This window comes from Blastococcus sp. SYSU DS0533, assembly GCF_054050775.1.
The window spans coordinates 29,148-51,263 of record NZ_JBJGZZ010000012.1 but is presented as its reverse complement, the minus strand read 5'-3'; the positions used below and the strand labels follow the sequence as shown (position 1 = coordinate 51,263).

The following is a 22,116-nucleotide window of genomic DNA, read 5'->3' as shown; positions in this document are numbered from 1 at the left end:
GGCGCACGTCGGGGAACGCGAGACGGACAGGGTGCATGGACGCTGGTATCGGCCCGGAGGCCCGCACGGAGCTGCTGGTGGCGGTGCAGCCCCGGACCGGTCGGGCGGTCGGGCGCCGCGCGTACCGGCGCCCTGCCCGGTCGCAGACCCGGCGCAGCCCGGCGCTGCTCCTGTGCTCGCTCCTCCTCGGTGGCGTCCTCGCCGCCGGGGCAAGCCTGCAGGGCGCTCCTGCCGCCGAGGCCACCTCCGTGCTCGCCGCCCAGGACTCCCTGCTGACGGCCGAGGAGGGCGTCGAGCTGCTGCCGCAGGCCTCGATCACCGTCGCCGAGGCGCAGGCGCGCCTCCAGGAGGTCGCCGCCTCGCGTGCCGAGCGGCAGGCCGCTGCTGAGGCCGCCGCTGCCGCCGCCGCCGAGGCCGCGCGCCCCAAGGCCGTGCTGCCGGTCGCCGGCGCCCGGCTGACCAGCGGCTACGGCGGCCGGTGGGGCACGTTCCACTACGGCATCGACCTGGCCGCGCCTATGCGTACGCCCGAGTACGCCGCCGTCGACGGCGTGGTCCTCCGCGCCGGCTCGGCGAGCGGGTTCGGCCTGGCGGTCTACATCCTCCACGACAGCGGCGACGTCACCGTCTACGGCCACATGGACAAGATCCTGGTCTCGCCGGGGCAGTACGTGGAGGCCGGGGAGACCATCGCGCTGCTGGGCAACCGCGGCCAGTCCACCGGTCCGCACCTGCACTTCGAGGTGCACAAGGGCGGACTGGACGGCAAGCGGGTCGACCCGATCCCGTGGCTGGCGGCGCGCGGCGTCCACGTCTGAGGCGGGGGCGGGCGTGGTCTGATCGCCCCGTGACCGGCGCCGTCGAGGAGAGCAACCGGCGGCTGCTGCGCGCGCGGGACACCATCGACGCGCACTACGCCGAGCCGCTCGACGTCGCGACGCTTGCCCGCATCGCCCTGGTCTCGCCGGCCCACTTCATCCGCTCGTTCCGTGCGGCGTTCGGCGAGACCCCGCACCGCTACCTGCAGCGCCGCCGGGTGGAGCGCGCGATGTTCCTGCTGCGCACCGGCGACCGCAGCGTCACCGACGTCTGCATGGAGGTCGGCTTCTCCAGCCTCGGGACGTTCAGCCGGGTCTTTCGCGGCGTCGTCGGGGAGCCCCCGAGCGCCTACCGGCGACGGGGTCCGCTGCCGCCGGTGCCCACCTGCTTCGCCATGGCCTGGGCCCGGCCGGCGACCGATCGAGCAGTTTCGGAGAAGCAACCAGCGGTGCAGGCTCCCTAGCGTCCTCCCCATGCTGAAGACCATCTCCATCACCCAGATCTACGTCCCCGACCAGGACGCGGCCCTCGACTTCTACGTCGGCAAGCTCGGCTTCGAGGTGCAGGCCGACATGAACTTCGGGCCCATGCGCTGGCTCACGGTCAATCTCCCCGGCCAGCCCGACCGCGCCGTGCTCCTGGAGAAGCCCGGCGCCCCGGCGATGAGCGAGGAGACCGCCGCCCAGGTGCGCGACCTGGTGAGCAAGGGGGCGGCCGGCGGCCACCTCTTCTTCACCTGCGACGACGCCTGGAAGACCCACGCCGAGCTCAAGGAGCGGGGTGTGGAGATCACCGAGGAGCCGGTCGACCAGCCCTACGGCATCGACTTCGGCCTCCGCGACCCGTTCGGCAACCACCTGCGCATCGCGCAGATGAAGGAGGCGTGACGGCGGGCCGCCACGCGGTGGCCCGCTCCCCACCCCTCCGTCGGTCCCCGCAACCAGCCCTGTACAGTTGCTCCCGGCTCGGAGGAACCACGCCGGGCCAGGTTCGGGGCTGTGGCGCAGCTGGTAGCGCACCACACTGGCAGTGTGGGGGTCAGGGGTTCGAGTCCCCTCAGCTCCACCCGATCGACCAGGGCGTCCTCCCACCGGGAGGGCGCCCTGGTCGTCGTCGGGCAGTCACGGTGGCATCCCCGGGCTCCTGCCGACGGGGGTGCCAGCTTCCAGCCCTTCGGGGTGAGGGCGGGCCCCGAGGTGGGTCCGCTCCGGGCCGACCCGGTCCACCCTGGACGGCATGACCTGCGACGACTGCCTCGAGCTGGCCGACTTCTGCCGCTGCCACTCACGGCCGTGGTGGCGCCGGCGCATCTAACGCGCCTGTTCAGCCCAGGGCGTCGGCGACGACGTCCGCCAGCACCTCGGTGCCCTCGGCCGAGGGGTGGGTGCCGTCGTCGCTCATCCCGTCGGCGAAGGTGCCGTCCGCGTGGGCCAGCGGCGTCCAGAAGTCCAGCAGTTCCACGCCCTGCTCGTCCGCCCACGCGCGCAGCCGGTCGTTGAGGGCCACCGTCTCCTCGGGGAACTCGTCGCTCGGGGGCAGGGTCGCGAAGACGGGGGTCGCACCGCGGGCCTCGATCTCCTCGGCCATCTGCGCCAGGTTCTCGATCGTCCCCTCGGTGCGCCCCTGGCGGACGTCGTTGGTGCCGGCGAGCACGAGCACCGTGGCCGGGCGCGGGTCGAGCGCGTCGGGCACCCGGGCGAGGATCTCATCGCTCCGCTCCCCGCCGACCCCGAAGTTGCCGCTGTAAGTCACGGGGGAGTCCTCGCGGCAGCCGAGCACGTCGATGTACGAGTCGTCGACCCCGATGGGGAGCACCCCCACGTGGCTGCCGGCGGTGATCGAGTCGCCGAGGGCCGCGGTGCCGCCCGGCTCGTCGGACGCGGACAGGAAGCACCCGAAGTGCAGGACGGCGTGCGCCACCCGGTTGCCGGGGCTGTTGTGCACGAGCACCGAGCCCGCGAGGGCGACGACCACGACGGCGACGAGCGCCTGGACCACGCGCCCCGGAGCCATGGCTCGACGGTAGCCCGCGACCGCCGGGTGGCACGCCGTCGCGGACAGCTGTGTGACCTGCGTAACCGCCGGGCGGGTCGCGCGTTGATCCGCGCACACCGCCCCCACCCGATCTGGAGGAGACGTGCGCCGTCTCGCTACCTGCATCCTGGCCGCCGCCGCGGTCCTCAGCGGCGTCGTGGTCGCGCCGACGGCCCAGGCTGCCGCGGCCCCGCTGCGCTACGTCGCCCTGGGTGACTCCTACAGCGCGGCGTCGGGCGTGCTGCCGCCGGACCTGACCGCGCCGCCGCAGTGCCTGCGCTCGACCCGCAACTACCCGCACGTCATCGCCCGGGCGATCGGCGCCCAGCTCACCGACGTGACGTGCGGGGGCGCCGACACCGGCGACTTCTTCACCGGGCAGCACCCGGGGGTGGCCCCGCAGCTCGAGGCGCTGGGCCGGGACACCCAGCTGGTCACGATGACCATCGGCGGCAACGACAGCGGCGTCTTCATCAACTCGGTGATCGCCTGCAGCACCGCCGGCCTCGCCACGCTCGGTCAGGGCAGCCCGTGCAAGGACCGGTACGGCAGCACGTTCACGGACACGGTGCGCAGCACGACGTTCCCCGCCCTGGTGGAGGCGCTCCGGGCCGTGCGGGCGGCGGCGCCGGACGCGCGGATCGCCATCCTCGGCTACCCCTGGATCGTGCCGGCCAGCGGCGGCTGCTTCGACCGCATGACGATCGCCGAGGGCGACATCCCCTACCTGCGCGAGCTCCAGGCGACCCTCAACGACGTGGTGCGGCGGGCGGCGTCCCTGTCCGGGGTCACGTTCGTCGACCTGAGCCGCGTCTCGGACGGCCACGACGCCTGCCAGCCGATCGGTGTCCGCTGGATCGAGCCGGTGCTGCAGGGGCTCAACCCGGTGATCGTGCACCCCAACGCGCTGGGCGAGGCGGAGATGGCCGCACGCACCATGGCGGTGCTGCGGCTCGACCGCCGCTGAGCGGCGTCAGTTCGGGACGGCGCCCAGCTCCGGCTCGGGCGCGCCCCGGCCGCTGCCGTGCCGCCTGGCGAGGCGAGCGGCGGGCGGCATGGCGGCGTACCCGCCGGTGAGCGCGCCCGGGCGACGAGCGCACCCGCGCGGTGGGCGGCGATCGAGTGCCGGACCTCCTCGCACGCCGCCTCGACGACGTAGCGGGTGCCGTCGACGAGGTGGACGACCGTGTCGGCGTGGCACTCGACGCGCTCGATGTGGTCGGGGTCGACGGCGAAGTGCTCACCGTGGCGGCAGGTCACAGCGATCACGAGGCGGGTCCTTGCGCACTCGTCGGCCCGGGGACCGGTGGACCGGCTCGGACGGTGGTCCGGCACCGGGGCCGTCGGCATCCCGCGGCGCGTGCTGGTGGCCGCCGTGCCGGATGCGCCCGTCCGGGTGACCGCCGCGCTCAGAAGCCGAACAGCAGGCCGAGGCCGCCCAGGGTGAACAGCACCATCACGACCACCAGCGGCAGCTGGTCGGAGGCCCGCGCGTGCCGGGCGGAAAGCAGGGCCCGCTCGTGCGCCAGCGTGACCCCGACGACGTGGCCGGCGATGATCGCCCCCACCTGGACGAGGGCGATCGCGTCGGAGCCGACCGCGGTCAGGTCGACCCGGTTGCCGTACGTGCCGAACAGGTCCACGCCGGCGACGCCGAACGGGTTGCTCACCAGGATCCAGGTGTTCTGCCCGTCGAGCAGCAGCAGGCTGAAGTAGTGCGCCACGGTGTAGCCCAGCGCGATGGGGATGACCGTGGCCGCGTACCGGCCCGGCTGCACGCCCGGGGGCTGGTCCGCCAGCCGCCCGGACAACCGCGTGCCCAGCGCGTACAGGGCCGCGACGACGCCGATCGACGCCAGCAGGCCCACCGTGCCGGAGAGGGTGTCGTCCGCCGCGCCCGGGCCGGTCTGCCACCACACCGTGCGCGAGAGCCCGTCGAAGGCGGTCGAGCCCAGCAGCACCACCACCAGCGCGGCCAGGCCGGGTTCGGCCGGGGTGGCGAGCGCGCCGGCCAGCGGGTTGCGCAGCACCAGGCGGCCGTCGTCCCGCCGGCCCCACGGGGAGAGCCGGGCCATCAGCGCGGAGTAGGCCTCGAAGCCGTCCCCGCGGGCGAACCAGCCCTCGCCGAACCACAGCGACAGCGCCACGTGCACCACCGCGTGCAGCAGCAGGAAGACCGCAACGGTGACCGGCTCCGCGCGGCCGGGGAAGACCAGCTCCAGCCAGACGAAGGCCAGCAGCGAGCCCGCGGCCGGCCAGAGCCCGAGGGCGGGCAGGTGCGCCGCGCCGGGTGCGGCCGGCGCCACCGGGCGCAGCAGCCGGTGCAGCAGCCGCAGGGGGTTCGCCACCCGCCAGACCGGGCCGAGCAGCAGGCTCGCCGGTACGAGCCCCACCCAGAACGTCACGTAGAGCACCCACGGGGCGAGGTTGCGCGAGGTCTCGCCGGGCCCGAGGAGTGCCACGGCGACGACGAAGGCCGCCACGACCAGCGCGAGCGCCTGGAGCCCCCGCCGCAGCGGCGCGCCGTCGAGCACCCGCTGCACGCCGGCGGGCAGCGGACGCCCCGGCCCGGCGCCGCCCAGCCGCGGGGTGCGCCAGAACAGCAGCAGGACGGTGAAGCTGACCAGGATCGCCGCCCCGGCGCCGTAGAGCGCGAAGCCGATCGGGATCGGCAGGTCCGTGCGCGAGCCGACCCCGTGCGCGAGGACGCTCACCCGACCTGCAGCGTCAGCAGCACCGTCCCGGCGTCGTGCAGCTCGAGCTCGAAGACCCCGGGGATGGTGGCGTCGAACGAGAGCTCCGCCGGCTGCCCCGGTACCAGGTCGGCCAGCCGGTCGTACCCGTGCAGGTGCGCCTCGTCGGCGACGTCGGAGGTGACGACGACGGTCACCGGCTCACCCAGCGGCACCGGGACCCGGCCCGTGTCGCCGGTGACCCGGCCGTCCGCGTACGCCACCTCGATGCGCTGACCGGTGGCCTCCGGCGGCGCGGGGTCGGTCGGTGTGGTGCTGCCGGCGAGGGGGGACTGGGCTGCCGGGGGAGCGGCAACCTCCTCGGCGGGGGCAGCCGTGCCGGCGCAGCCGGTCAGCGGCAGCGCCACGAGCAGCAGGGCGGTGGTCGTGCGGTGCGGGCTCACCGGTGCACCGCCGCGGGTGTCGTCGCGCTCTCCACGGGGCGGCCCGCCGGGGCATCGACGAACGGCCGGGCGACGCCGGCGCGGCGGGCGTAGCGGCCCACACCCCAGGCCATGGCGGCGACGAGCGCCAGCGTGCAGGCGAGCACCACGAGGTTGGACACCAGCCACAGGCCGCCGCCGCTGTCCTCCAGCTCGCGCTGGAGGATGTCGATCTCGGGGATCGCGCTGCGGGTCATGCCGTCCTCGGCCGGGATCTCGTCGGCGGGGATCGCCTCGTCCTGCGGCAGGTAGATGGGGAAGGCGGTGAGCACCCGTCCGTCGTGCACGCGCAGCAGCGTCTTCCACGTCCCGTGCAGCGGCACGGGCTCGGTGGTGCGGTACTCGCCCTCGCCGACCTCCTCCAGCGGGGTCACGACCAGCCCCTGGCCCTGCCAGGCGGTGATCTGCACCCACGCGGGGTCGTCGGGGAAGTCGGCCGGGTCCAGCCGCACGCCGATCTGCGCCGTGCGGGGCTCGGTGGTGACGTCGTCGATCGTGAAGGTCGCCTGGACGTCGTCGGGCACGGTGGCGACCAGGCCGTTGGCGACGGCGCCCACGAGCACCGCGAGGCAGGCCAGGAGCGTGCCGCGGGCGACGGCGGGGCGCGGCAGCCGGCGGCGCAGGCCGGTGGCCAGGAGGGCCCCCAGCAGCGCCCCGGCGACACCGCCGGCGAGCGCCATGAGCGTGCCCTCCACCAGGACGTCGCTGCCCCAGGTCAGCTCCTGGACGACGTGGGTCCAGGCCGCCTCGGTCCCGTGGCCGACGGTGCCGATCGCGACGCCGGCCACGGCGCCGAACAGCAGCGGCCGGCGGGCCGGGGGCAGCGCGAGCGCCAGGAGCTCGACCACGATCGCCGAACCCAGGTAGAGCGGGAACGTGGGGACGATCTCGCCCAGGCCGGGCCCCACGACCAGCGCGATGGAGCCGCGCACGGCCAGGAAGAACGCCGTCGCGGCGAGCGCCCCGCCGCGGCCGATGAACATGCGGGCCGCGACCAGCGCGATGCCGGCGGCCCCGGCGATCATGAACGGCTCCAGCACCAGCCGGAACTGCGGCACGTCGAAGTCGTACTCGCCCTGGAAGACCGACATGCCGAGCAGCAGCCCGCCCATGGCCGAGGTCCGCCGGAGGAACCGCGCGGTGCCCCCCTGGTCGCCGTCGGTGGAGCGCCGGCCGTGCCCCTCCTGCTCGAGGACGAGCAGCCCGATGATCGACAGGCCCGCGCCGCCGATCAGCATCAGGTGCGTGGGGCCCCAGAGGGTCACGTCCTGGCCGAACATCCGGTGCCACACGTCGTCGAGGGGGAACCCGAGCAGGGCGTAGAAGCCCGCGGCCGTGAGCAGGATGCCGCCGACCGGGACGTCCCAGCCGCGGACGAACCGCACGGCAGCCGGGCCGGGCCGCTCGTCCAGCGGCATGGCGCAGGCGAGCACGCCGCCGGCGAAGACGCCGAAGAGGCCGAAGAGGATGAGGTAGTGCGCCGGGTTGGCCAGCGGCCCCTCGTCGCGGCCGACGCCGATGTGCAAGGCGATGTCCCAGAGCATGCCGAGCAGGGCGGTCAGCAGCGAGGCGGTGGTCAGGACCGTCGGCAGGGCTACCCAGCCCGGCACCCCGGCGGCGGCGCCGAGCCGGTCGCCGACCCGGGTGAGCACGGACGACCGCCGGGCGCGGTGCGCGATGACCAGGGTCAGCAGCACCACCGTCAGGAGGGCGCCGATCCCCGTGGCGAGGAGCACCTCGCCCAGCGCGGCACCTCCGGCAGGTCGTGTCTCGGCGGCGAGCAGCACGGCTTCCCTCCCAGGCATGTAGCTATGGAACACCAGTAACGGTTACATCGGCAACTGTCACATGGAACGAGCGACATAGGCTGGGGTGACGAGGAGAGGGGGACGGGTGAGCGCAGCACTGCCCGAGCCGGCCGGTGAGGACCCCGAGCGCGAGCTGACGGTCGACGAGCTGGCCGCCCGCGTAGGGCTCACGGTGCGGAACGTGCGGGCGTACTCGGCGCGCGGGCTCCTGCCGCCGCCGCGGATGGTCGGCCGCACGGGCTACTACGGCCGCGAGCACGTCGCCCGGCTGCTGCTCGTGCGGGAGATGCTCGCCGAGGGCTACTCGCTGGCGATGATCGAGCGCACCCTCGCCAGCGCGCCGCCCACCGCGAGCTCTGCCACCCTCGCGCTGCACCGGGCGCTGCTGGCGCCCTGGCTCCCGCCGGAGCCGGAGGAGACCACCGGTGCGGAGCTCGCCGCCCGGGCGGGCGTCCCGGCCGACGGGGAGCTGATCGACCCGCTGGTCGAGCTCGGCATCGTGGAGCGGCTCGACGGGGATCGGCTCCGCGTCCTCGACCCCGCCCTGCTCGTGGCGGGGCTGCAGGTCATGGGCCTCGGCGTCCCGTCGACGGCGCTCATCGCGGCCCAGGCGCAGGTGAACGAGCACGTGCGGGCGATCAGCCGCACCTACGTCGAGATGTTCGTCGACACCGTCTGGCGCGGGTTCGTGGAGGCGGGCGCACCGTCCGAGCAGCTGGACGCGATCCTGGCCACGGTCACCCGGCTCCAGCCGGTGGCGGCGCAGGCGGTGCTTGCCGCGTTCCGCACCGAGATGGCCGCGGAGGTGGCGACCGCTGTGGAGGCGGCGCTGGGGGAGCTCGGGGGCTAGCGTTCCGCGGCGTCGCCGTCGGCGACCTCCTCCCGCACCGTGCCCTCGTGATCGGCCCCGGCCGCCGCCTCCCGCGCGCTGATCCGGCGGTCGCGGACCACCGCCCCCGCGACCAGCGCCACGAGGACGGCCGCGGGCACGAAGAAGCCGACGGTTCCTATGACGCTCAGGCCGTCGGTGGCGACGACGTCGTAACCAGGCACGACCTCATGTGACACCGGCTGATGTCACGGTGTCAAACGGAGGGTCAGTCGGAGTCGCGGCCCTCGCGCCAGTACCCCATGAAGGCCACCGACCGGCGGTCGACCCCGACCTCTTGCACCAGGTGCCGGCGCAGGCCCTTGACGACACCGGCCTCACCGGCGAGCCAGGCGTAGACGCCGGAGGTGCCCGGGGTGGCGGCCGCCTCCACGGGGACCTCCCACAGGATGCCCGCGTCGACGTCCACGTCGGCGAGGTCGGGCGCGGGGGAGGGAGCGATCAGGTCACCCAGCTCGCGGACGGCGGCCAGGACGGCCTCGGTGAGCAGCCGACCGCGCGGCGAGGCGGCGGAGCCGTCGACGGGCCAGCGGGGCAGCCAGGTGATCTCCACGCCGGGCGGGGCGGCGACGGCGAGCGCGTCGCCGGCGGTCGGCACCTCGAGCAGGACCTTGGCGCGCCGGCCCGCGGGCAGGCCCTCCACGATCGCGCAGATCGCCGGCACCGCCGTCTCGTCGCCCGCGACCAGCAGGCAGGAGGCGTCGGCCGGCGGGTGCCACTCGAAACCGCCGGTCTCACCGGGGAAGCGGGCGTTCGGCGCGACCAGGACCACCTCGTCGCCGGGGCCGGCCTGCTCGGCCCAGGCCGAGGCGGGGCCGGTCGCGCCGTGCAGGACGAAGTCGACGTCGACCTCGCGGTGCTGGGGGCGCAGCGCCCGGACGGTGTAGGTGCGGAGCGGCATCCGGCGCTCCTCGGGCAGCGCCCGCCACGCGCCGTACCAGTCGTCACCGGCCGGGCAGTCGAGGATGCCGCGCCCCGGCAGCGGCAGCATGACCTTGATCCGCTGGTCCCGGCCGTTCGACGTCAGCTCGTCCATCTCCGGGCCGGTGAAGGTGACCCGCAGAAAGCTCGGGCTCAGCCGCTGCACCCGCGCGACGCGCACCGGGAAGGTGCGGTAGGCGGGGATCTGCGCGGTCTGGACGGTCACGGCGTCTCCCGGGCTCGGTGCGTGCGGGGCGGCGGCCTACTTAGGCTAGCCTTCCCTGGCTTCCGGCAGTCTTGCACACCGGTGCCGGCCGATCCAGACGCACGTCCGCCCCGGAGGTGCGCTCAGCACGGAGGAGGACGATGACGAAGCACCTCTCGCGCGCGACCGCCCTCGCGGTGGCGGCCGCCCTGGTCCTGGCCGCCTGCGGCGGCGGGGACACCGAGCCCGGCGACGGGGCGGCGGGCGTGGCGGCGGCCGAGGGCACCGCCTTCCCGCGCACGGTCCAGCACGACATGGGGGCGACCGAGATCCCGGCCGAGCCCGAGCGGGTCGTCGTCCTGGACACCGGGGAGCTGGACTCGGCGCTCTCGCTCGGCGTCACCCCCGTGGGCGCGGTGACCACCGACGTCTCGGGGACCTTCCTCAGCTACCTCGCCGAGGACGCCGAGCGCATCGAGGTCGTCGGCACGATCGCCGAGCCGAACCTGGAGGAGATCGCCGCGCTGGAGCCGGACCTCATCCTGTCCAACTCGGTGCGCCACGAGGACATCTACGACCAGCTGTCGCGGATCGCCCCCACCGTCTTCGCGGCCGACGTCGGCGACACGTGGAAGGAGAACCTCCTCCTCGCCGCCGAGGCGCTGGGCAGGGAGGAGGAGGCGGCGGAGCTCATCGCGGACTACGAGGAGCAGGCCGCCCGGCTCGGCGAGGAGATCGGGACCGGCACGACGATCAGCCCGATCCGGTTCGTCGGCGGCACCATCCGGGCCTACCAGCCCGACTCGTTCATCGGCACGGTCCTCGCCGACGTCGGCCTGGACCAGGTGGAGCTGCCCGCGGGGCGCCCGACCTTCGCCGAGCTGAGCCCCGAGGAGATCACCCAGGCCGACGCGGACGTGATCCTGTACTCGTCGTACGGGCCGGTCGCCGATTCCGGGGAGGCTGCCGTCGTGGCCGGGCCGCTGTGGCCGATGCTCACCGCGGTGCAGGACCAGCGGGCCTTCCAGGTGGAGGACGACGTCTTCTACACGGGCATCGGGCTGCGCGCCGCCACCCTGCAGCTCGAACGGCTGCAGGAGCTGCTGGCCGGCTGAGAGGACCCCACTGCCCCCCACGCGTCGGCGCGGGACCCGGCAGAGGGGCCACGGGCACGAGGGCCCCTCCCGCGCCGGGAGGGGCCCTCGTCGCATCAGGGCGTCTCGGTGGAGATCTGCGCGGCCAGGTACTGCGGGGAGCCGACGCGCTCGATCGCGGCCAGCTGCGCCTCGAACCAGTCGGCGTGCTTCTCCTCGTCCAGGACCATCTCCTCGAACACCGACGCCGTGCCGTGGTCGCCGAGGTCGTGGCACTCCTTCGCCGAGGCGTTGAACTGGGCGACGGCCGCCTTCTCGCTGTCCAGGGCGAGCACGAGCATCTCCTCGGCCGTCTCGCCGACCCGGATCGCCCCGAGCCGCTGGAGGTTGGGGTGGCCGTCGAAGAGCAGCACGCGCTGGATGAGGGCGTCGGCGTCGCGCATCTCGTCGATGGAGAGGTCGTAGAAGACCTTGCCGAGCTTCGGCAAGCCCCATGCGTCGAGCATGCGGGCGTTGAGGAAGTAGGTGTTGGTGACCGTCAGTTCGAAGGTTAGCGCGTCGTTCAGCAGTTCGACCACGCGTGGGCTAACGGGCTGCACCGGCCACTCCCAGCTCTCGCTCGGCCGGGTGCTCGGTGGTGCCCCCGGCTCGTACCGGGCAATGCTGGCACACCAACTCGTGCAGCGATGCGACGCAGTTGCCGCAGGTGCGGCCGGCGCCGGTGGCCCGGGCCACGTCGGCGACGCAGCGCGCCCCGTTGGCGATCGCCTCGAGGACGTCGCGGTCGGTCACCACGGTGCAGTGGCACACGTACATGGAGCGGTCGCCTAACACGAGACGGCGGGGGCTGCCCCGGTGTGGCACCTGGGCGACCCACGCAGGTTAGCCTGGCCTAACCGGTTTCCGCCAGAGTGGCTGGTCAACGGTCCCCGCGGCCGCCTAGGTTGCCCGCATGCCCGACCTGGCCTCCCGTGCCCGCACCCTGCTGCGGTTGCAGACCGATCCCCGCATCCTCGTCCTGGCCAACGTCTGGGACGTGACCTCGGCCAGGGTCGTCGCCGGGACGGCGGGCACCGGCGCCCTGGCCACCGCGAGCCACGCCATCGCGGCGTCCCTGGGGTACGAGGACGGCGAGCGCATCCCGCTGGACCTGCACCTGGAGGTGGTGCGGCGGATCGCCGCCGCGGTGGAGCTGCCGGTCTCCGTGGACATGGAGGCCGGGTACGGCGATCCGGGCGGGACGGCGGCGCGGGTCGTCGCGGCGGGCGCCGCCGGCGGCAACCTGGAGGACGCGCTCCGCCCCCTGGACGACGCGGTGGCCGCGGTGGGGGAGGTGCTCGCCGCCGGTCGCGCCGCCGGCGTCGAGTTCGTGCTCAACGCGCGCACCGACGTCGTCCTGCTCGCACCCGGGGACGCCGACCGCGCGGCGCTGCTGGAGGAGGCGGCCCACCGTGGGCGGGCCTTCCTCGCCGCCGGCGCGACCGCGGTCTTCGTCCCCGGGGTGGTCGCCGCCGACGAGATCGCCGCGCTCGTCGGGGCGCTGGGGCGGGGGCGGCTGAGCCTCCTCGCCGTCCCCGGCGCCACGCCACCGGTCGCGGAGCTGGAACGGCTGGGCGTCGCCCGCGTCTCCACCGGCCCCTTCGCGCAGCGCGCCGCGCTCACCGCGCTGCAGGACGTGACGGCGGAGCTGCTCGCGGGCGGTGTCCTGCCCCCCGGCACCCGGATGCTGAGCTGAGCCGGCCGGCGTGCGGGCGTCGGAGCGGCTGACCTGGGCGGCGGGCCTGGCCGACCCGGCCCCGGGGGAGCGGGTGCTCGAGGTCGGCTGCGGCCACGGCGTGCTGGTCGCCCTCCTCGCCGCGCGGGTGCCGGAGGGGCACGTCGTGGCGCTGGACCGCTCCCCGGCGATGGTCGCGGCCGCGACCGCCCGCAACCGGGCGGCGATCGACGCCGGCCGGGTCACCGTCCTCGGCGGGCCGCTGGTCGACGCCGAGCTGCCGGAGTGCGGGTTCGACCTCGTCGTCTCCTTCGACGTCCGGGCCTTCTGGACGCCGCCGGGCACCGAGTGGGACGTCGTCGACCGGGTGCTCGCCCCCGGCGGGCGGGTGCTCGTCGGCTCCTCCGAGATGGGTCCGGGCGCCGTCGAGCGGGTGCGGACGGGCGTGCGCCGCGCGGCGGGGCCGCGGGGCTTCGCCGAGCACGCCGTGCACCGGGCGGCGACCGCCCCGCTGCCCGCGGCGGCGGTCGAGTTGCGGCGCGGACCCGGCGGGTAGGAGCCCGGCGCCACCGACGAGAGGACACCCGCATGACCGACGACCTCATCCCAGGCGACCTGTACGCCTACGAGTCGCTGCTGGCGGAGGACGAGCGCGAGGAGCTCGCCGGCATCCGCGCCTTCCTGCGCGAGGAGGTCCGGCCGCGGGTCAACGAGCACTGGGAGGCGGCGACCTTCCCGATGGAGCTGATCCCGCGTTTCGCCGAGGCCGGGCTGGTCGGCCGCAGCTACGACACCGAGGGGTCGCCGAGGGCCTCGCGGCTGTTCACCGGGTTCATCGCGCTGGAGACCGCCCGCGTCGACCCGTCGATGGCCACGTTCCTGGGCGTGCACAACGGCCTGGCGATGGGGTCGATCGTCACCCTCGGGTCCGAGGAGCAGAAGGAGCGCTGGCTGCCCGGGATGCTGGCGCTGGAGAAGATCGGCTGCTTCGCGCTGACCGAGCCGCACGGTGGCTCCGACGTCGCGCTCGGCCTGGAGACCACGGCCCGGCGGGACGGCGAGGAGTGGGTGCTCGACGGGGCCAAGCGGTGGATCGGCAACGGCACCTTCGCCGACCTCGTCGTCGTCTTCGCCCGCGACGTCGCCGACGACTCGGTGAAGACCTTCGTCGTGGAGAAGGGCACGCCCGGGTTCAGCGCCACCAAGATGGAGGGCAAGTACGCCCTGCGCACCGTGCAGAACGCCGACCTGGTGTTCGAGGGGTGCCGGATCCCGGCGGGGAACAAGCTCGAGGGCGGCAACACCTTCAAGGACGTCAACCGGGTGCTGAAGCTGACCCGCGGCGGCGTCGCCTGGAGCGCGGTCGGCTGCCAGATGGGCGCCTTCGAGGCGGCGCTGGCCTACGCCAAGGAGCGGGAGCAGTTCGGCCGGCCGATTGCCGGGTTCCAGCTGGTCCAGGACCTGCTGGCGCGCATGGCCGGGAACGTCACCGCGAGCCTCGGGATGGCGGTGCGCGTCGCCCAGCTCCAGGAAGAGGGCGTCTTCCGCGACGACCACGCCGCGCTGGCGAAGAGCTACGTCACCAGCCAGGCGCGGCAGACGGTGGCGTGGGCACGCGAGCTGCTCGGGGGCAACGGCATCCTGCTCGAGCGCGACGTCGTCCGGTTCTTCAACGACGCGGAGGCCCTCTACTCCTACGAGGGGACGCGTGAGATCAACCAGCTGATCGTCGGGCGGGCGCTCACCGGGGTGAGCGCGTTCGTCTGAGCCGTCGAGTGCGGCCCGCCCCGCCCCGGGTCAGGGGGGGGGGGCGGGCCGGGCCGCGGCCTCAGGCGCCCAGGACGGCGGTGCGCACCAGGGCCCCTGCAGCAGGGGGCGCGCCGGCTCACCCGTCGGGGTGGTCCGGGCGCGGACAGCACTGCGCCCCGCCGGGAGGCCCGGCGGGGCGCAGAGGTGCGGGCGGGTCGGTCGACCCGCGGTGTCAGGAGCCGGAGGACTGGCTCTGCACCGTCTCCTTCGAGTGCTGGGCCTGGCCCTGCACCGACTCCTTGGACTGCTGGGCCTGGCCCTGCACGTCCTGGGCGGCCGACTGGCCCTCCTGCTTGACGGTCTCGGTCGCGTCCTGCGCGGTGGCCTTGACCTCCTCCACCGCGTGCTGGGCGGCCGGCTTGAGCTGCTCGCCCATCTCCTGGGCCGCCTGCTTCGCGGGCTGGAGCAGCGTGTCCTTGTTCTCGCGGAGCGCGGTCTCGGCCTGGTGGGCGAGCTCCTGCTCCTTCTGGGAGGCCGGGAGCAGGCTGGACACGAGCCAGCCGGCACCGAAGGCGATCAGCCCGGCGGCGAGCGGGTTGCCCTGCGCCTGGCGCACGATCGTGTCCGGTGCCTGCTGGACGGCGCCGACCGCGGACGAGGCCGCGTCCTGCACGCTGCCGGCCGCGCTGGAGGCCGCGCCCTGCACCGAGCCGGCCGCGTCGGAAGCGCGGTGCTGGGCCGCGGAGGTGGTGTCGTGAGCGGAACCCATCACCTTCTCCTTGAGGGAGGTCATGCGGCCCTTGGCCGCGGTCACCCGCCGGTCCATGACGCGGGACGGGTTGACCTTCTCGTTGAGGGCGTCGACGTCGTAGCTGAGCTCGCGCCGGGTGTCCTCGATCTGCCGCCGGATGACGTCCGGGTCACTGCTGGTCATGTCTTCGGCTCCTGCCGTGTCGAGAGGGGTCAGCGGGTCAGTGGGGCTTGAGGGCGCCGGGCACCTGCTGGAGGGTGTCCACGGTGCGCTCGGGCTTGGGGTTCACCTGCTGGAACTTCTTGCGTCCCATCACGAAGGCGACGGCCCCGATCACGCCCCACAGAACGGCGACGATCAGCCCGGCCCAGCCGGTGGGGATGGCGCTGGCCAGCGCCCACATGAGCGCGAGGGAGAGGAACAGCGCGACCATGTAGCCGGCGAACCCGGCGGCGCCGAACATCCCGGCGCCCTGGCCGGCCTTCTTGGCCTCGACCTTCAGCTCGGCCTTGGCCAGCTCGAGCTCCTGGCGCATCAGCGTCGACAGGTCCTTGGTGACCTCGCCGATGAGCGCGCCGACCGAGACGCCTTCGACATCGGGCTGGCCGGACGGGGTGGTGGGCGTGCCCATGTTCCCGCTGTGCTGGCCCTGGGAGTAATCCGCCGCGTAGTTCTGCGACGTCGGCTCCGCGTAGCCCTGCGAACCTGCGGGGGTGGCCCCGGAGTAGGGGGAGCTCATCTCAGCGCACCTCACCGGGCCGGCCGGCCGGGTCGTCCCAGCCGGCGGCGGTGGCCGGCGGCACCATGCTGCCGGCCGGGGGCACCGTGCCGTACGGCGGCGGGGGCAGCGGTGCCCCGGTGCCCGTGCCCGTCCCCGCACCCGTGGTGGCGGTGGAGTACCCGGAGTACGTCGGCGCGGGGTCGACGTAGTTGGTCGGCGTGCTGCGGTGGGCCTGAGCCTGGCCGGAGCCCGATCCGGAGTCGCTGTGCGCGGCCCGGGCGCCGCTGGTCAGCCGGCCGGCGACGATGCCCGCGGCGGCGGCACCGAGCAGGAACAGGCCGGGCTTGCGACGGGCGAAGGTGCGGACCTCGTCGAGCAGCTGGGCCGGCTCGCGGTTCTGCAGCTTGTCGGCGAAGCCCTCGACCAGGCCGGAGGCCTGGTGGAGCAGGTCGCGGGCGGGGCCAGGGGCGCCGTCGCTGGTGCCGTCGGCCAGGCCGCGCAGCTCCTGGGCGAGGGAGGAGAGGCCCGTCGCGGCCTTCTGCTGCTGGGCGACCGTCTGCTCCTTGAGCTGGCTGCGACCCTGCTCGAGGAGGTCCCTGGCCTGCCGCTGGGTCTCCCCGGCGACGTGCTTGGCCTGGTCGGCCGCGGTCGAGGCGACCTGGCCGCCGGCCTGGACGGCGGTCTGCCCGACGTTGCGGGCCTCGTCCTTCGCGACGTCCTTCGTCTGCTGGGCCTCGCCCTTGGCGACGTCCTTGGTGGAGGAGCCGTCGGTGGTGGAGGTGGAGGTGGTCGTGGTGGCGCCCGTCGTGGCCGGAACCGGCGGCGGGAACGGGGCGTCGATGGAGTGAGTCATCGGTCCTCCTCGGCATGCTTCGTGGTCGGTGGGAGCGCTACCCCGGCGCCGTTCCGGCACACATCCAGGCGGTGGAGCACCGCGGCCGGACGGCCGTGACGTCGATGGGGCGGCGCCGAGTGGGTCGGCGCGAGAGCTGAACGTGTGCCCCGGCGCATCCGTGCGTCCCGGGGCGCGGTCGGGGACGGTGGGACAGGCCGGCGCAGCGCTGCACCGGCTCTCCGCCGCTCGCGAGACCCCGTTCCGCGCAGCGGGTCGGGTACCCGCGGTCGGGCGTGGCTGAAACGCCGGATGTCAGCCGGACCAGGGGAAGTGCGGCGCGCGGCGCCCGGCGAAGGCGGCGACGCCCTCGGCCAGCTCGCCGGCGGCGATCGTCTCGCGGTACCGGGCGGCGACCACCTCCTCGCCGTCCCCCCCGTCCGCGATCGCGGCGACGACCTCCTTGGTCGCGCGCTGGGTGAGCCCGGAGCGGGAGGCCAGCACCCCGGCGAACCGGTGCGCCTCGGCATCGAGGTCATCGGCGTCGACGAGCCGGTCGACCAGGCCGGTGCGCAGGGCGGTCTCCGCGTCGATCAGCTCCCCGCTGTAGAGCAGGTACTTCGTCGTCGCCGGTCCCACCAGGTCGACCAGCGCCTTGGTGGAGGCGGGGGTGTAGACGATCCCGACCTTGGCCGGGGTGACGCCGAAGACCGCGGTCGGGTCGGCGAAGCGCAGGTCGCAGCAGGTGGCGAGCTCCACCCCGCCCCCGATGCAGTGGCCGCGGACGACGGCGACCGTCGGCTTGGGGAAACCGCGCAGCGCCGCCTGGGCGGCGAGGTTGTGCCGCCGCACGTCGGCCATCGGGTCGACGGGGTCCGCCCCGCCGAGGAGGTCGGAGATGTCGGCGCCGGCGCAGAAGCTCGGGCCGGCCCCGGTGACCAGCAGGACCCGCACGCCGGGGTCGGCGGCGAGGGGGGCCAGGAGGGTCGGCAGGGCCGCCCACATGCCCACGGTCATGGCGTTGCGCTTCCTCGGCCGGTCGATGGTGAGGACGGCGACGTGCCCGTCCCGCGTCACGCGGAGGTTGTCGGTCATGCCCTAGCCCAGGTCGTCGGTGGCGAAGGTGTCGCAGCGGCCCGGGTCGCCCGTCTCGTACCCGGTGAGGAACCAGCGCTGGCGCTGCTCGGACGAGCCGTGGGTGAACGCGTCCTGGTCCACCGTGCCGCTCCCGAGGTTCTCCTGGATGAAGTCGTCGCCGATGCGCCCGGCGGCGTCCAGCGCACGGGCGATGTCGTCGTCGGTGATCTCGGCGATCAGCGGCTGACCCGACTCGTCGGGCACCGTCTCGGCGTGGTTCGCCCAGGCGCCGGCGAAGCAGTCGGCCTGCAGCTCCAGGCGCACCGTGCCGCTGGTGGGCCCTGACTCGCCCGGGGACACCTGGCGGTTGATCCCCAGCAGGTTCTGCACGTGGTGGGCGTACTCGTGGGCGATCACGTAGGCGTTGACGAAGAGGCCGCCCTGCGCGCCGAACTGCTGCCGGAGCTGGTCGAAGAAGCTGAGGTCGATGTACACCAGCTCGTCGGCCGGGCAGTAGAACGGCCCCGATCCGCTGGTCGCCCCGCCGCAGCCGGTCTGCACCGAGCCGGAGAAGAAGACGGTCTGGGTGGGCCGGTAGTCGGCGCCGAGCACCCCGGACCAGTAGTCCTGGACGGATTCGATGTCGGCGACGACGGCGCACTCCACGGAGGCGTTCGCGTCGGCCCCGGTGCGGCACCGCTGCTCCAGCTGGCCGTTGTCGGCGGTCTGGCCCTCCCCCAGCCCGGAGAGGCCGCCGACGCCCGCGCCGGTGCCGTCGCCGCCGCCGCCCAGCAGCTGGAAGAGGACCAGCACGACGATGCCGACCACGCCCAGCCCTCCGCCGCCCACGGCGATCCCGCGGCCACCGCCGAACCCGCCACCGCCCCGGAGGTCCCGGACACCCGACGTGTCGAGGTCGCCGCCTTCGCTGTACCGCATCCCGTGCTGCTCCTCCCGCCGTCCGGCCGAGTGCACGGTGCCACCGGGCCCCGGCCGCCGCGACTCGGGTCGGCACGCAGCACCGCTGTGCCGGCCCTGGATTCGGGTCATGCCGCTGGAGGGTGAGTACGAGCCGAGCACGCAGCAGGCGTGCGCGACGAGGTGGAGCGCTACGAGGCGACCGGTGGCCGGGGGGCCGGCACGCTCCGGGACACCGGGCTCCCCGTGGTCATCTTCAGCACGCGCGGCGCGAAGACGGGCAAGGTGCGCAAGCAGCCGCTGATGCGGGGTCGAGCACGACGGCGCCGAGTACCAGCAGAAGACCGACCGGCGCATCCCCGTCTTCCTGGTCGAGCGCCGCTGAGCCGCGGCGGCCCGGTGCCTCACGGGAGTGCGGCCGCCAACCGCGGGACGGCCTCGGCGACGGTGGCGTCCCAGCGGGTGAACGGTTCGGCCTCGACGGTGCGCGCGGCGCCGCGTCCGGCCGGCCGCCACGTGCCGGTGATCCGGCCGTCGGCGACCACGGTCGGGCGGAAGACGCCGTTGCGCCCCGGCACGATGCGCTCCGCGTAGGCCGGGTCCAGGACGGCGCCGCGATCGGCGTAGCCCAGGACGAACTCGTCGAACCCCGGGAGCAGCAGCGGCGCCCGGGCGGCCTCCCGGTGCGCCGCGCAGCGGTCGGGGGTCTCGGGGTCCAGCCAGTGCTCGGCGCCCTCCACCTCGATGCGCGCCAACCGGTCCCGGACCGCGTCGAGCCCGGCGCGGACGTCGCGCACCGTCGACCCCGCCCAGCGCACGAGGTCCTGCACCGTGGCCGGCCCGTGGCCGAGGAAGTACCGCAGCACGAGCTCGGCGAGCCCCTCCTCGCGGGTGAGCCGGCGGCGCTCGCGGACCCACTCGTCGAGCAGCACGAAGGCCTGCTCGCCCTCCTCCGTCGGCCCCAGGCAGAGCGTGCCGGTCTGGGCGAGGAACCAGAGCAGGTGGTAGCCGCGCTGACCGGTGGTCGCCACCCCGCCCCCGTCGATCGCTGCGAGGAGCGCGCGGCGGGAGAGGCGGCGGCCACCCGAGAGGGCGGCCACGGCGAGGTCGCGGGCCCGCTCTACGTCGGCGTCGGTCAGCCCCAGGGCGGCGCGCCGGCCGGCCAGCCCGGCCAGCGCGCGCGGCCCGAGCAGCTCGAGCATCCAGGGCAGGTCCCCCGCGGGCACCAGGTGCAGCGTCCCGCGCATCGGCCAGGAGCGGACCACCGCGCCTGTGTCGAAGGCGTGCAGCACGGCGGCGCGGTCCCTCGCCCGGGTGCGCAGGGCCACCGAGGTCACCGCGCCCGGGAAGTCCTGGCCCTGCAGCGCGAGGAGCCGGTGCACCGCTGCGGTGGCGTCGGCGGCCGGCGGCCCGGCCAGCCGCTGGGCGACCAGTCGCATGAGGGCCACGTCGTGCAACGTCGTCACGGACCCAGGCTCGCAGCCGGGTACGACACCGCCGCCCTCACCGCCGGCGTTCGACGACCTCCACCGGCGGCGTCGCGGCGTGCCAGGCGCGGGACCGCTCGCTGGCCCGTTCCCCTTCCTCGCCGTGCAGCCGCTCGGTGATGTCGTCGAGGATCGCCTGCCGCCCGTAGAGGACCACGACGTCCCCGGTGCGCACCTGGAGGTCCCCGCTCGGCGCGCCCAGCCACGTGCCGTCGTCCCGTTCGACGCCCAGCACGGTCACGCCCTCCTCGGGCAGGCGGAGCTCGCCCAGCGGCCGGGAGGAGATCCAGTCGTCGTCCCTGACGGGCACCTGCACGACCTGCCACCGGCCGCGGAGGTGCAGCAGCGCGGCGTAGTCGCGCACGTCGAGGTCGGCCACCCGGCTCAGGGCGCGCTCGATGACCCTCCGCAGCACCCGGTCGACCCGGTCGTTGCGCGAGAGCCAGAGCAGCCCGGCCATCGACGCGACGATGACGGCCGTCCGGCGCACCCCGCCGCCGGTGGAGTCCACGCCCGCGTAGCTGAGGATCAGCGTGCCCAGCACGGAGACCGCCCCCGCCCCGCTGACCAGCATGAGCACCATCACGATCCGCCGCCGCACCGGGTGGGAGACCACGGCCTCGGCCTCGGACGTCGTGAAGCCGGTGCCGGTGAAGGCCGAGCGGGCCTGGAACCGGGCGTGCGCCAGGGACATGCCGGTCATGGTCAGCGCCACCGTGGCGATGCGGGTGACGAGCAGACCCAGCGTGACGATGACGACGAGGGAGACGACGGCGGCCACGCACCACCCTTACCGCGCCCGGGCGCCGGGGGCGACCCGGCTGCCACACTGCCGGCGTGCGGGCGGAGGACTGGGACCGGCGGTACGCGGAGCAGGCGCAGTGGTCGCCGGGGCCGAACGAGCTGGTGGCGGAGCTCCTCGCCGACGTCCCGCCGGGGACCGCCGTCGACCTCGCCGCGGGGGAGGGCAGGCACGCGCTCTGGCTGGCCGCCCGCGGGTGGGCGGTGACCGCGGTCGACTTCTCCGCCGTGGGGCTCGACCGCGGCCGTGCCCGCCCCGGGGCCGGGCAGGTCGGCTGGGTGACCGCCGACGTGCTCACCTGGTCGGCCGCGGAGGGGTCGCTCGACCTGGTGCTGGTCGCCTACCTCCACCTGCCCGGGGAGGAGATGACGCCCCTGCTCACCCGGGCGGTCGGGTGGCTCCGCCCCGGCGGCCGGCTGCTGCTGCTCGGGCACGACGTGGACAACCTGACGGCCGGCGTCGGCGGGCCGCAGGAACCGGCGATCCTGCACAGCGTCGACCGGCTGGTCCCGGTCGCGCGGCTGCTGGACGTGGACCGGTTGGAGCAGGTCCGCCGGACCACCCCGCAGGGCACCGCGCTGGACACGCTGCTCTGGGGACGGCGCGCGAGCTGACCGCTGCTCGCGGCGCGCGGGCCGGCGTAGCGTCCCGGCCGTGACCGGGACGCCCGAGGAGATCGAGCAGTGGTTCGCCGCCGCCGGCCCGCGGGCGGCCGAGCTGCGCCGGGTGGACGAGCTGGTGCGCACGGCCGCCCCCGGCATCGACCGGCAGCTGGTACCGGCGGGCAGCGGGCGGATGCTGGGCTACGGGCTCATGCCGTACCGGCCGCGCTCGGCCCGGGAGACCACGACGACCCCGCTGATCTCGCTGGCGGCGCAGAAGCGGCACCTGTCGCTGTACGTCTTCGCCGTCGTCGACGGTGCCTACCTGGCCGAGGCGCGGGCCGGTCGGCTGGGCCGGGTTTCCTGCGGCAAGAGCTGCATCCGCTTCCCGAGCCTGGACCGGGTGGACACCGACGCGCTGACCGCCCTCGTCCGCGACGCGGTGGCCGCGACCGCCGAGGGTCGCAACGCCGCCACGCAGGGCTGAGCGGAGCAGGTCCGGGGCGGTAGCGTCGCCC

General features: G+C 74.9%; 26 protein-coding genes, 1 tRNA gene and 2 pseudogenes. 13 read left to right on the top strand and 16 right to left on the bottom strand.

Annotation, left to right across the window (positions count from 1 at the left end):
* Window positions 1–35 precede the first annotated feature (35 nt).
* The 4 genes from ACI79W_RS14740 (at window position 36) to ACI79W_RS14725 (ending at window position 1,884) form a co-directional block, all read left to right on the top strand.
* Entirely contained in the window at window positions 36–818 is a 783-nt protein-coding gene (locus ACI79W_RS14740) for a M23 family metallopeptidase (protein WP_456562834.1), read from the top strand.
* A gap of 29 nt (window positions 819–847) precedes the next feature.
* Entirely contained in the window at window positions 848–1,282 is a 435-nt protein-coding gene (locus ACI79W_RS14735; protein ID WP_456562833.1) for a helix-turn-helix domain-containing protein, read from the top strand.
* 10 nt (window positions 1,283–1,292) lie between these two features.
* Complete coding sequence (locus ACI79W_RS14730) at window positions 1,293–1,706, top strand: VOC family protein (RefSeq protein ID WP_456562832.1); 414 nt, start codon at window positions 1,293–1,295, stop codon at window positions 1,704–1,706.
* A gap of 105 nt (window positions 1,707–1,811) precedes the next feature.
* Window positions 1,812–1,884 (top strand) — tRNA-Ala (locus ACI79W_RS14725).
* A gap of 258 nt (window positions 1,885–2,142) precedes the next feature.
* Here the strand turns inward: ACI79W_RS14725 and ACI79W_RS14720 are convergent.
* Window positions 2,143–2,832 carry an SGNH/GDSL hydrolase family protein gene (locus tag ACI79W_RS14720; RefSeq protein ID WP_456562831.1) on the bottom strand — a complete coding sequence of 230 codons (690 nt, stop codon included), beginning with the start codon at window positions 2,830–2,832 and terminating at the stop codon, window positions 2,143–2,145.
* Between the two features lie 124 nt (window positions 2,833–2,956).
* Here ACI79W_RS14720 and ACI79W_RS14715 point away from each other — a divergent pair, with 124 nt between their 5' ends.
* The gene (locus ACI79W_RS14715; RefSeq protein ID WP_456562830.1) at window positions 2,957–3,820 is read left to right on the top strand and encodes an SGNH/GDSL hydrolase family protein; all 864 of its coding nucleotides are present in this window, start codon (window positions 2,957–2,959) and stop codon (window positions 3,818–3,820) included.
* A gap of 146 nt (window positions 3,821–3,966) precedes the next feature.
* Here ACI79W_RS14715 and ACI79W_RS14710 read toward each other — a convergent pair.
* The 4 genes and pseudogenes from ACI79W_RS14710 to ACI79W_RS14695 form a co-directional block, all read right to left on the bottom strand.
* A pseudogene (locus ACI79W_RS14710) lies at window positions 3,967–4,203 on the bottom strand (flagellar FlbD family protein); the annotation flags it as partial.
* Window positions 4,204–4,262: 59 nt separating this feature from the next.
* Window positions 4,263–5,567 carry a hypothetical protein gene (locus ACI79W_RS14705; RefSeq protein WP_456562829.1) on the bottom strand — a complete coding sequence of 435 codons (1,305 nt, stop codon included), beginning with the start codon at window positions 5,565–5,567 and terminating at the stop codon, window positions 4,263–4,265.
* Complete coding sequence (locus ACI79W_RS14700) at window positions 5,564–5,989, bottom strand: hypothetical protein (RefSeq protein ID WP_456562828.1); 426 nt, start codon at window positions 5,987–5,989, stop codon at window positions 5,564–5,566. Before ACI79W_RS14700 ends, ACI79W_RS14705 begins: the two co-directional genes overlap by 4 nt.
* The gene (locus tag ACI79W_RS14695; RefSeq protein WP_456562827.1) at window positions 5,986–7,833 is read right to left on the bottom strand and encodes a hypothetical protein; all 1,848 of its coding nucleotides are present in this window, start codon (window positions 7,831–7,833) and stop codon (window positions 5,986–5,988) included. The genes ACI79W_RS14700 and ACI79W_RS14695 overlap by 4 nt, the downstream gene beginning before the upstream one ends.
* A gap of 88 nt (window positions 7,834–7,921) precedes the next feature.
* Here ACI79W_RS14695 and ACI79W_RS14690 point away from each other — a divergent pair, with 88 nt between their 5' ends.
* Window positions 7,922–8,686 carry a MerR family transcriptional regulator gene (locus ACI79W_RS14690; protein ID WP_456562826.1) on the top strand — a complete coding sequence of 255 codons (765 nt, stop codon included), beginning with the start codon at window positions 7,922–7,924 and terminating at the stop codon, window positions 8,684–8,686.
* Here ACI79W_RS14690 and ACI79W_RS14685 read toward each other — a convergent pair.
* Both ACI79W_RS14685 and ACI79W_RS14680 read right to left on the bottom strand, forming a co-directional pair.
* Window positions 8,683–8,889 carry a hypothetical protein gene (locus ACI79W_RS14685; protein WP_456562825.1) on the bottom strand — a complete coding sequence of 69 codons (207 nt, stop codon included), beginning with the start codon at window positions 8,887–8,889 and terminating at the stop codon, window positions 8,683–8,685. The genes ACI79W_RS14690 and ACI79W_RS14685 overlap by 4 nt on opposite strands.
* A 44-nt stretch (window positions 8,890–8,933) precedes the next feature.
* The gene (locus ACI79W_RS14680) at window positions 8,934–9,872 is read right to left on the bottom strand and encodes a siderophore-interacting protein (protein ID WP_456562824.1); all 939 of its coding nucleotides are present in this window, start codon (window positions 9,870–9,872) and stop codon (window positions 8,934–8,936) included.
* 140 nt (window positions 9,873–10,012) lie between these two features.
* Here ACI79W_RS14680 and ACI79W_RS14675 point away from each other — a divergent pair, with 140 nt between their 5' ends.
* Window positions 10,013–10,966 (top strand): ABC transporter substrate-binding protein, encoded by a 954-nt coding sequence (locus ACI79W_RS14675; RefSeq protein ID WP_456562823.1) that lies wholly within the window; start codon window positions 10,013–10,015, stop codon window positions 10,964–10,966.
* A 95-nt stretch (window positions 10,967–11,061) separates the two neighbouring features.
* On the opposite strand, the gene bfr is transcribed toward ACI79W_RS14675, so the two are convergent.
* Both bfr and ACI79W_RS14665 read right to left on the bottom strand, forming a co-directional pair.
* The gene (gene bfr, locus ACI79W_RS14670; RefSeq protein ID WP_456562822.1) at window positions 11,062–11,523 is read right to left on the bottom strand and encodes a bacterioferritin; all 462 of its coding nucleotides are present in this window, start codon (window positions 11,521–11,523) and stop codon (window positions 11,062–11,064) included.
* A gap of 7 nt (window positions 11,524–11,530) precedes the next feature.
* Entirely contained in the window at window positions 11,531–11,761 is a 231-nt protein-coding gene (locus ACI79W_RS14665; RefSeq protein WP_456562821.1) for a (2Fe-2S)-binding protein, read from the bottom strand.
* A 136-nt stretch (window positions 11,762–11,897) separates the two neighbouring features.
* Here ACI79W_RS14665 and ACI79W_RS14660 point away from each other — a divergent pair, with 136 nt between their 5' ends.
* Genes ACI79W_RS14660 through ACI79W_RS14650 form a run of 3 tightly spaced genes read left to right on the top strand, consistent with a single transcriptional unit; the run spans window position 11,898 to window position 14,426 of the window.
* Window positions 11,898–12,680: an isocitrate lyase/PEP mutase family protein gene (locus tag ACI79W_RS14660; protein WP_456562820.1), complete on the top strand. Its 783-nt coding sequence runs from the start codon at window positions 11,898–11,900 to the stop codon at window positions 12,678–12,680.
* Window positions 12,681–12,690: 10 nt separating this feature from the next.
* On the top strand, window positions 12,691–13,215 hold the full coding sequence (locus ACI79W_RS14655; protein WP_456562819.1) for a class I SAM-dependent methyltransferase: 525 nt from the start codon (window positions 12,691–12,693) through the stop codon (window positions 13,213–13,215).
* A gap of 32 nt (window positions 13,216–13,247) precedes the next feature.
* The gene (locus ACI79W_RS14650; protein ID WP_456562818.1) at window positions 13,248–14,426 is read left to right on the top strand and encodes an acyl-CoA dehydrogenase family protein; all 1,179 of its coding nucleotides are present in this window, start codon (window positions 13,248–13,250) and stop codon (window positions 14,424–14,426) included.
* Window positions 14,427–14,640: 214 nt separating this feature from the next.
* On the opposite strand, the gene ACI79W_RS14645 is transcribed toward ACI79W_RS14650, so the two are convergent.
* The 5 genes from ACI79W_RS14645 to ypfJ all read right to left on the bottom strand — a co-directional run bounded on the left by ACI79W_RS14645 (window position 14,641) and on the right by ypfJ (window position 18,728).
* Window positions 14,641–15,342 carry a DUF3618 domain-containing protein gene (locus tag ACI79W_RS14645; protein ID WP_456562817.1) on the bottom strand — a complete coding sequence of 234 codons (702 nt, stop codon included), beginning with the start codon at window positions 15,340–15,342 and terminating at the stop codon, window positions 14,641–14,643.
* Between the two features lie 37 nt (window positions 15,343–15,379).
* Window positions 15,380–15,898, bottom strand: coding sequence for a phage holin family protein (locus ACI79W_RS14640; RefSeq protein WP_456562816.1), 519 nt, complete (start codon window positions 15,896–15,898; stop codon window positions 15,380–15,382).
* Window position 15,899: 1 nt separating this feature from the next.
* Complete coding sequence (locus ACI79W_RS14635; protein WP_456562815.1) at window positions 15,900–16,733, bottom strand: hypothetical protein; 834 nt, start codon at window positions 16,731–16,733, stop codon at window positions 15,900–15,902.
* 294 nt (window positions 16,734–17,027) lie between these two features.
* Window positions 17,028–17,807 carry an enoyl-CoA hydratase/isomerase family protein gene (locus tag ACI79W_RS14630; protein WP_456562814.1) on the bottom strand — a complete coding sequence of 260 codons (780 nt, stop codon included), beginning with the start codon at window positions 17,805–17,807 and terminating at the stop codon, window positions 17,028–17,030.
* 3 nt (window positions 17,808–17,810) lie between these two features.
* The gene (gene ypfJ, locus ACI79W_RS14625) at window positions 17,811–18,728 is read right to left on the bottom strand and encodes a KPN_02809 family neutral zinc metallopeptidase (RefSeq protein ID WP_456562813.1); all 918 of its coding nucleotides are present in this window, start codon (window positions 18,726–18,728) and stop codon (window positions 17,811–17,813) included.
* A 150-nt stretch (window positions 18,729–18,878) separates the two neighbouring features.
* Between ypfJ and ACI79W_RS14620 the strand changes: the two are divergent.
* A pseudogene (locus tag ACI79W_RS14620) lies at window positions 18,879–18,965 on the top strand (nitroreductase family deazaflavin-dependent oxidoreductase); the annotation flags it as partial.
* Window positions 18,966–19,111: 146 nt separating this feature from the next.
* On the opposite strand, the gene ACI79W_RS14615 reads toward ACI79W_RS14620, so the two are convergent.
* Entirely contained in the window at window positions 19,112–20,173 is a 1,062-nt protein-coding gene (locus tag ACI79W_RS14615) for a winged helix DNA-binding domain-containing protein (protein WP_456562812.1), read from the bottom strand.
* 37 nt (window positions 20,174–20,210) lie between these two features.
* A complete protein-coding gene (locus ACI79W_RS14610) occupies window positions 20,211–20,975 on the bottom strand; it encodes a TrkA C-terminal domain-containing protein (protein WP_456562811.1) in 765 nt (254 codons plus the stop codon).
* A 56-nt stretch (window positions 20,976–21,031) separates the two neighbouring features.
* On the opposite strand from ACI79W_RS14610, the gene ACI79W_RS14605 reads away from it, so the two are divergent.
* Window positions 21,032–21,610 (top strand): class I SAM-dependent methyltransferase, encoded by a 579-nt coding sequence (locus ACI79W_RS14605; RefSeq protein ID WP_456562810.1) that lies wholly within the window; start codon window positions 21,032–21,034, stop codon window positions 21,608–21,610.
* 40 nt (window positions 21,611–21,650) lie between these two features.
* Window positions 21,651–22,085, top strand: coding sequence for a DUF1801 domain-containing protein (locus ACI79W_RS14600; RefSeq protein WP_456562809.1), 435 nt, complete (start codon window positions 21,651–21,653; stop codon window positions 22,083–22,085).
* Window positions 22,086–22,116 lie beyond the last annotated feature (31 nt).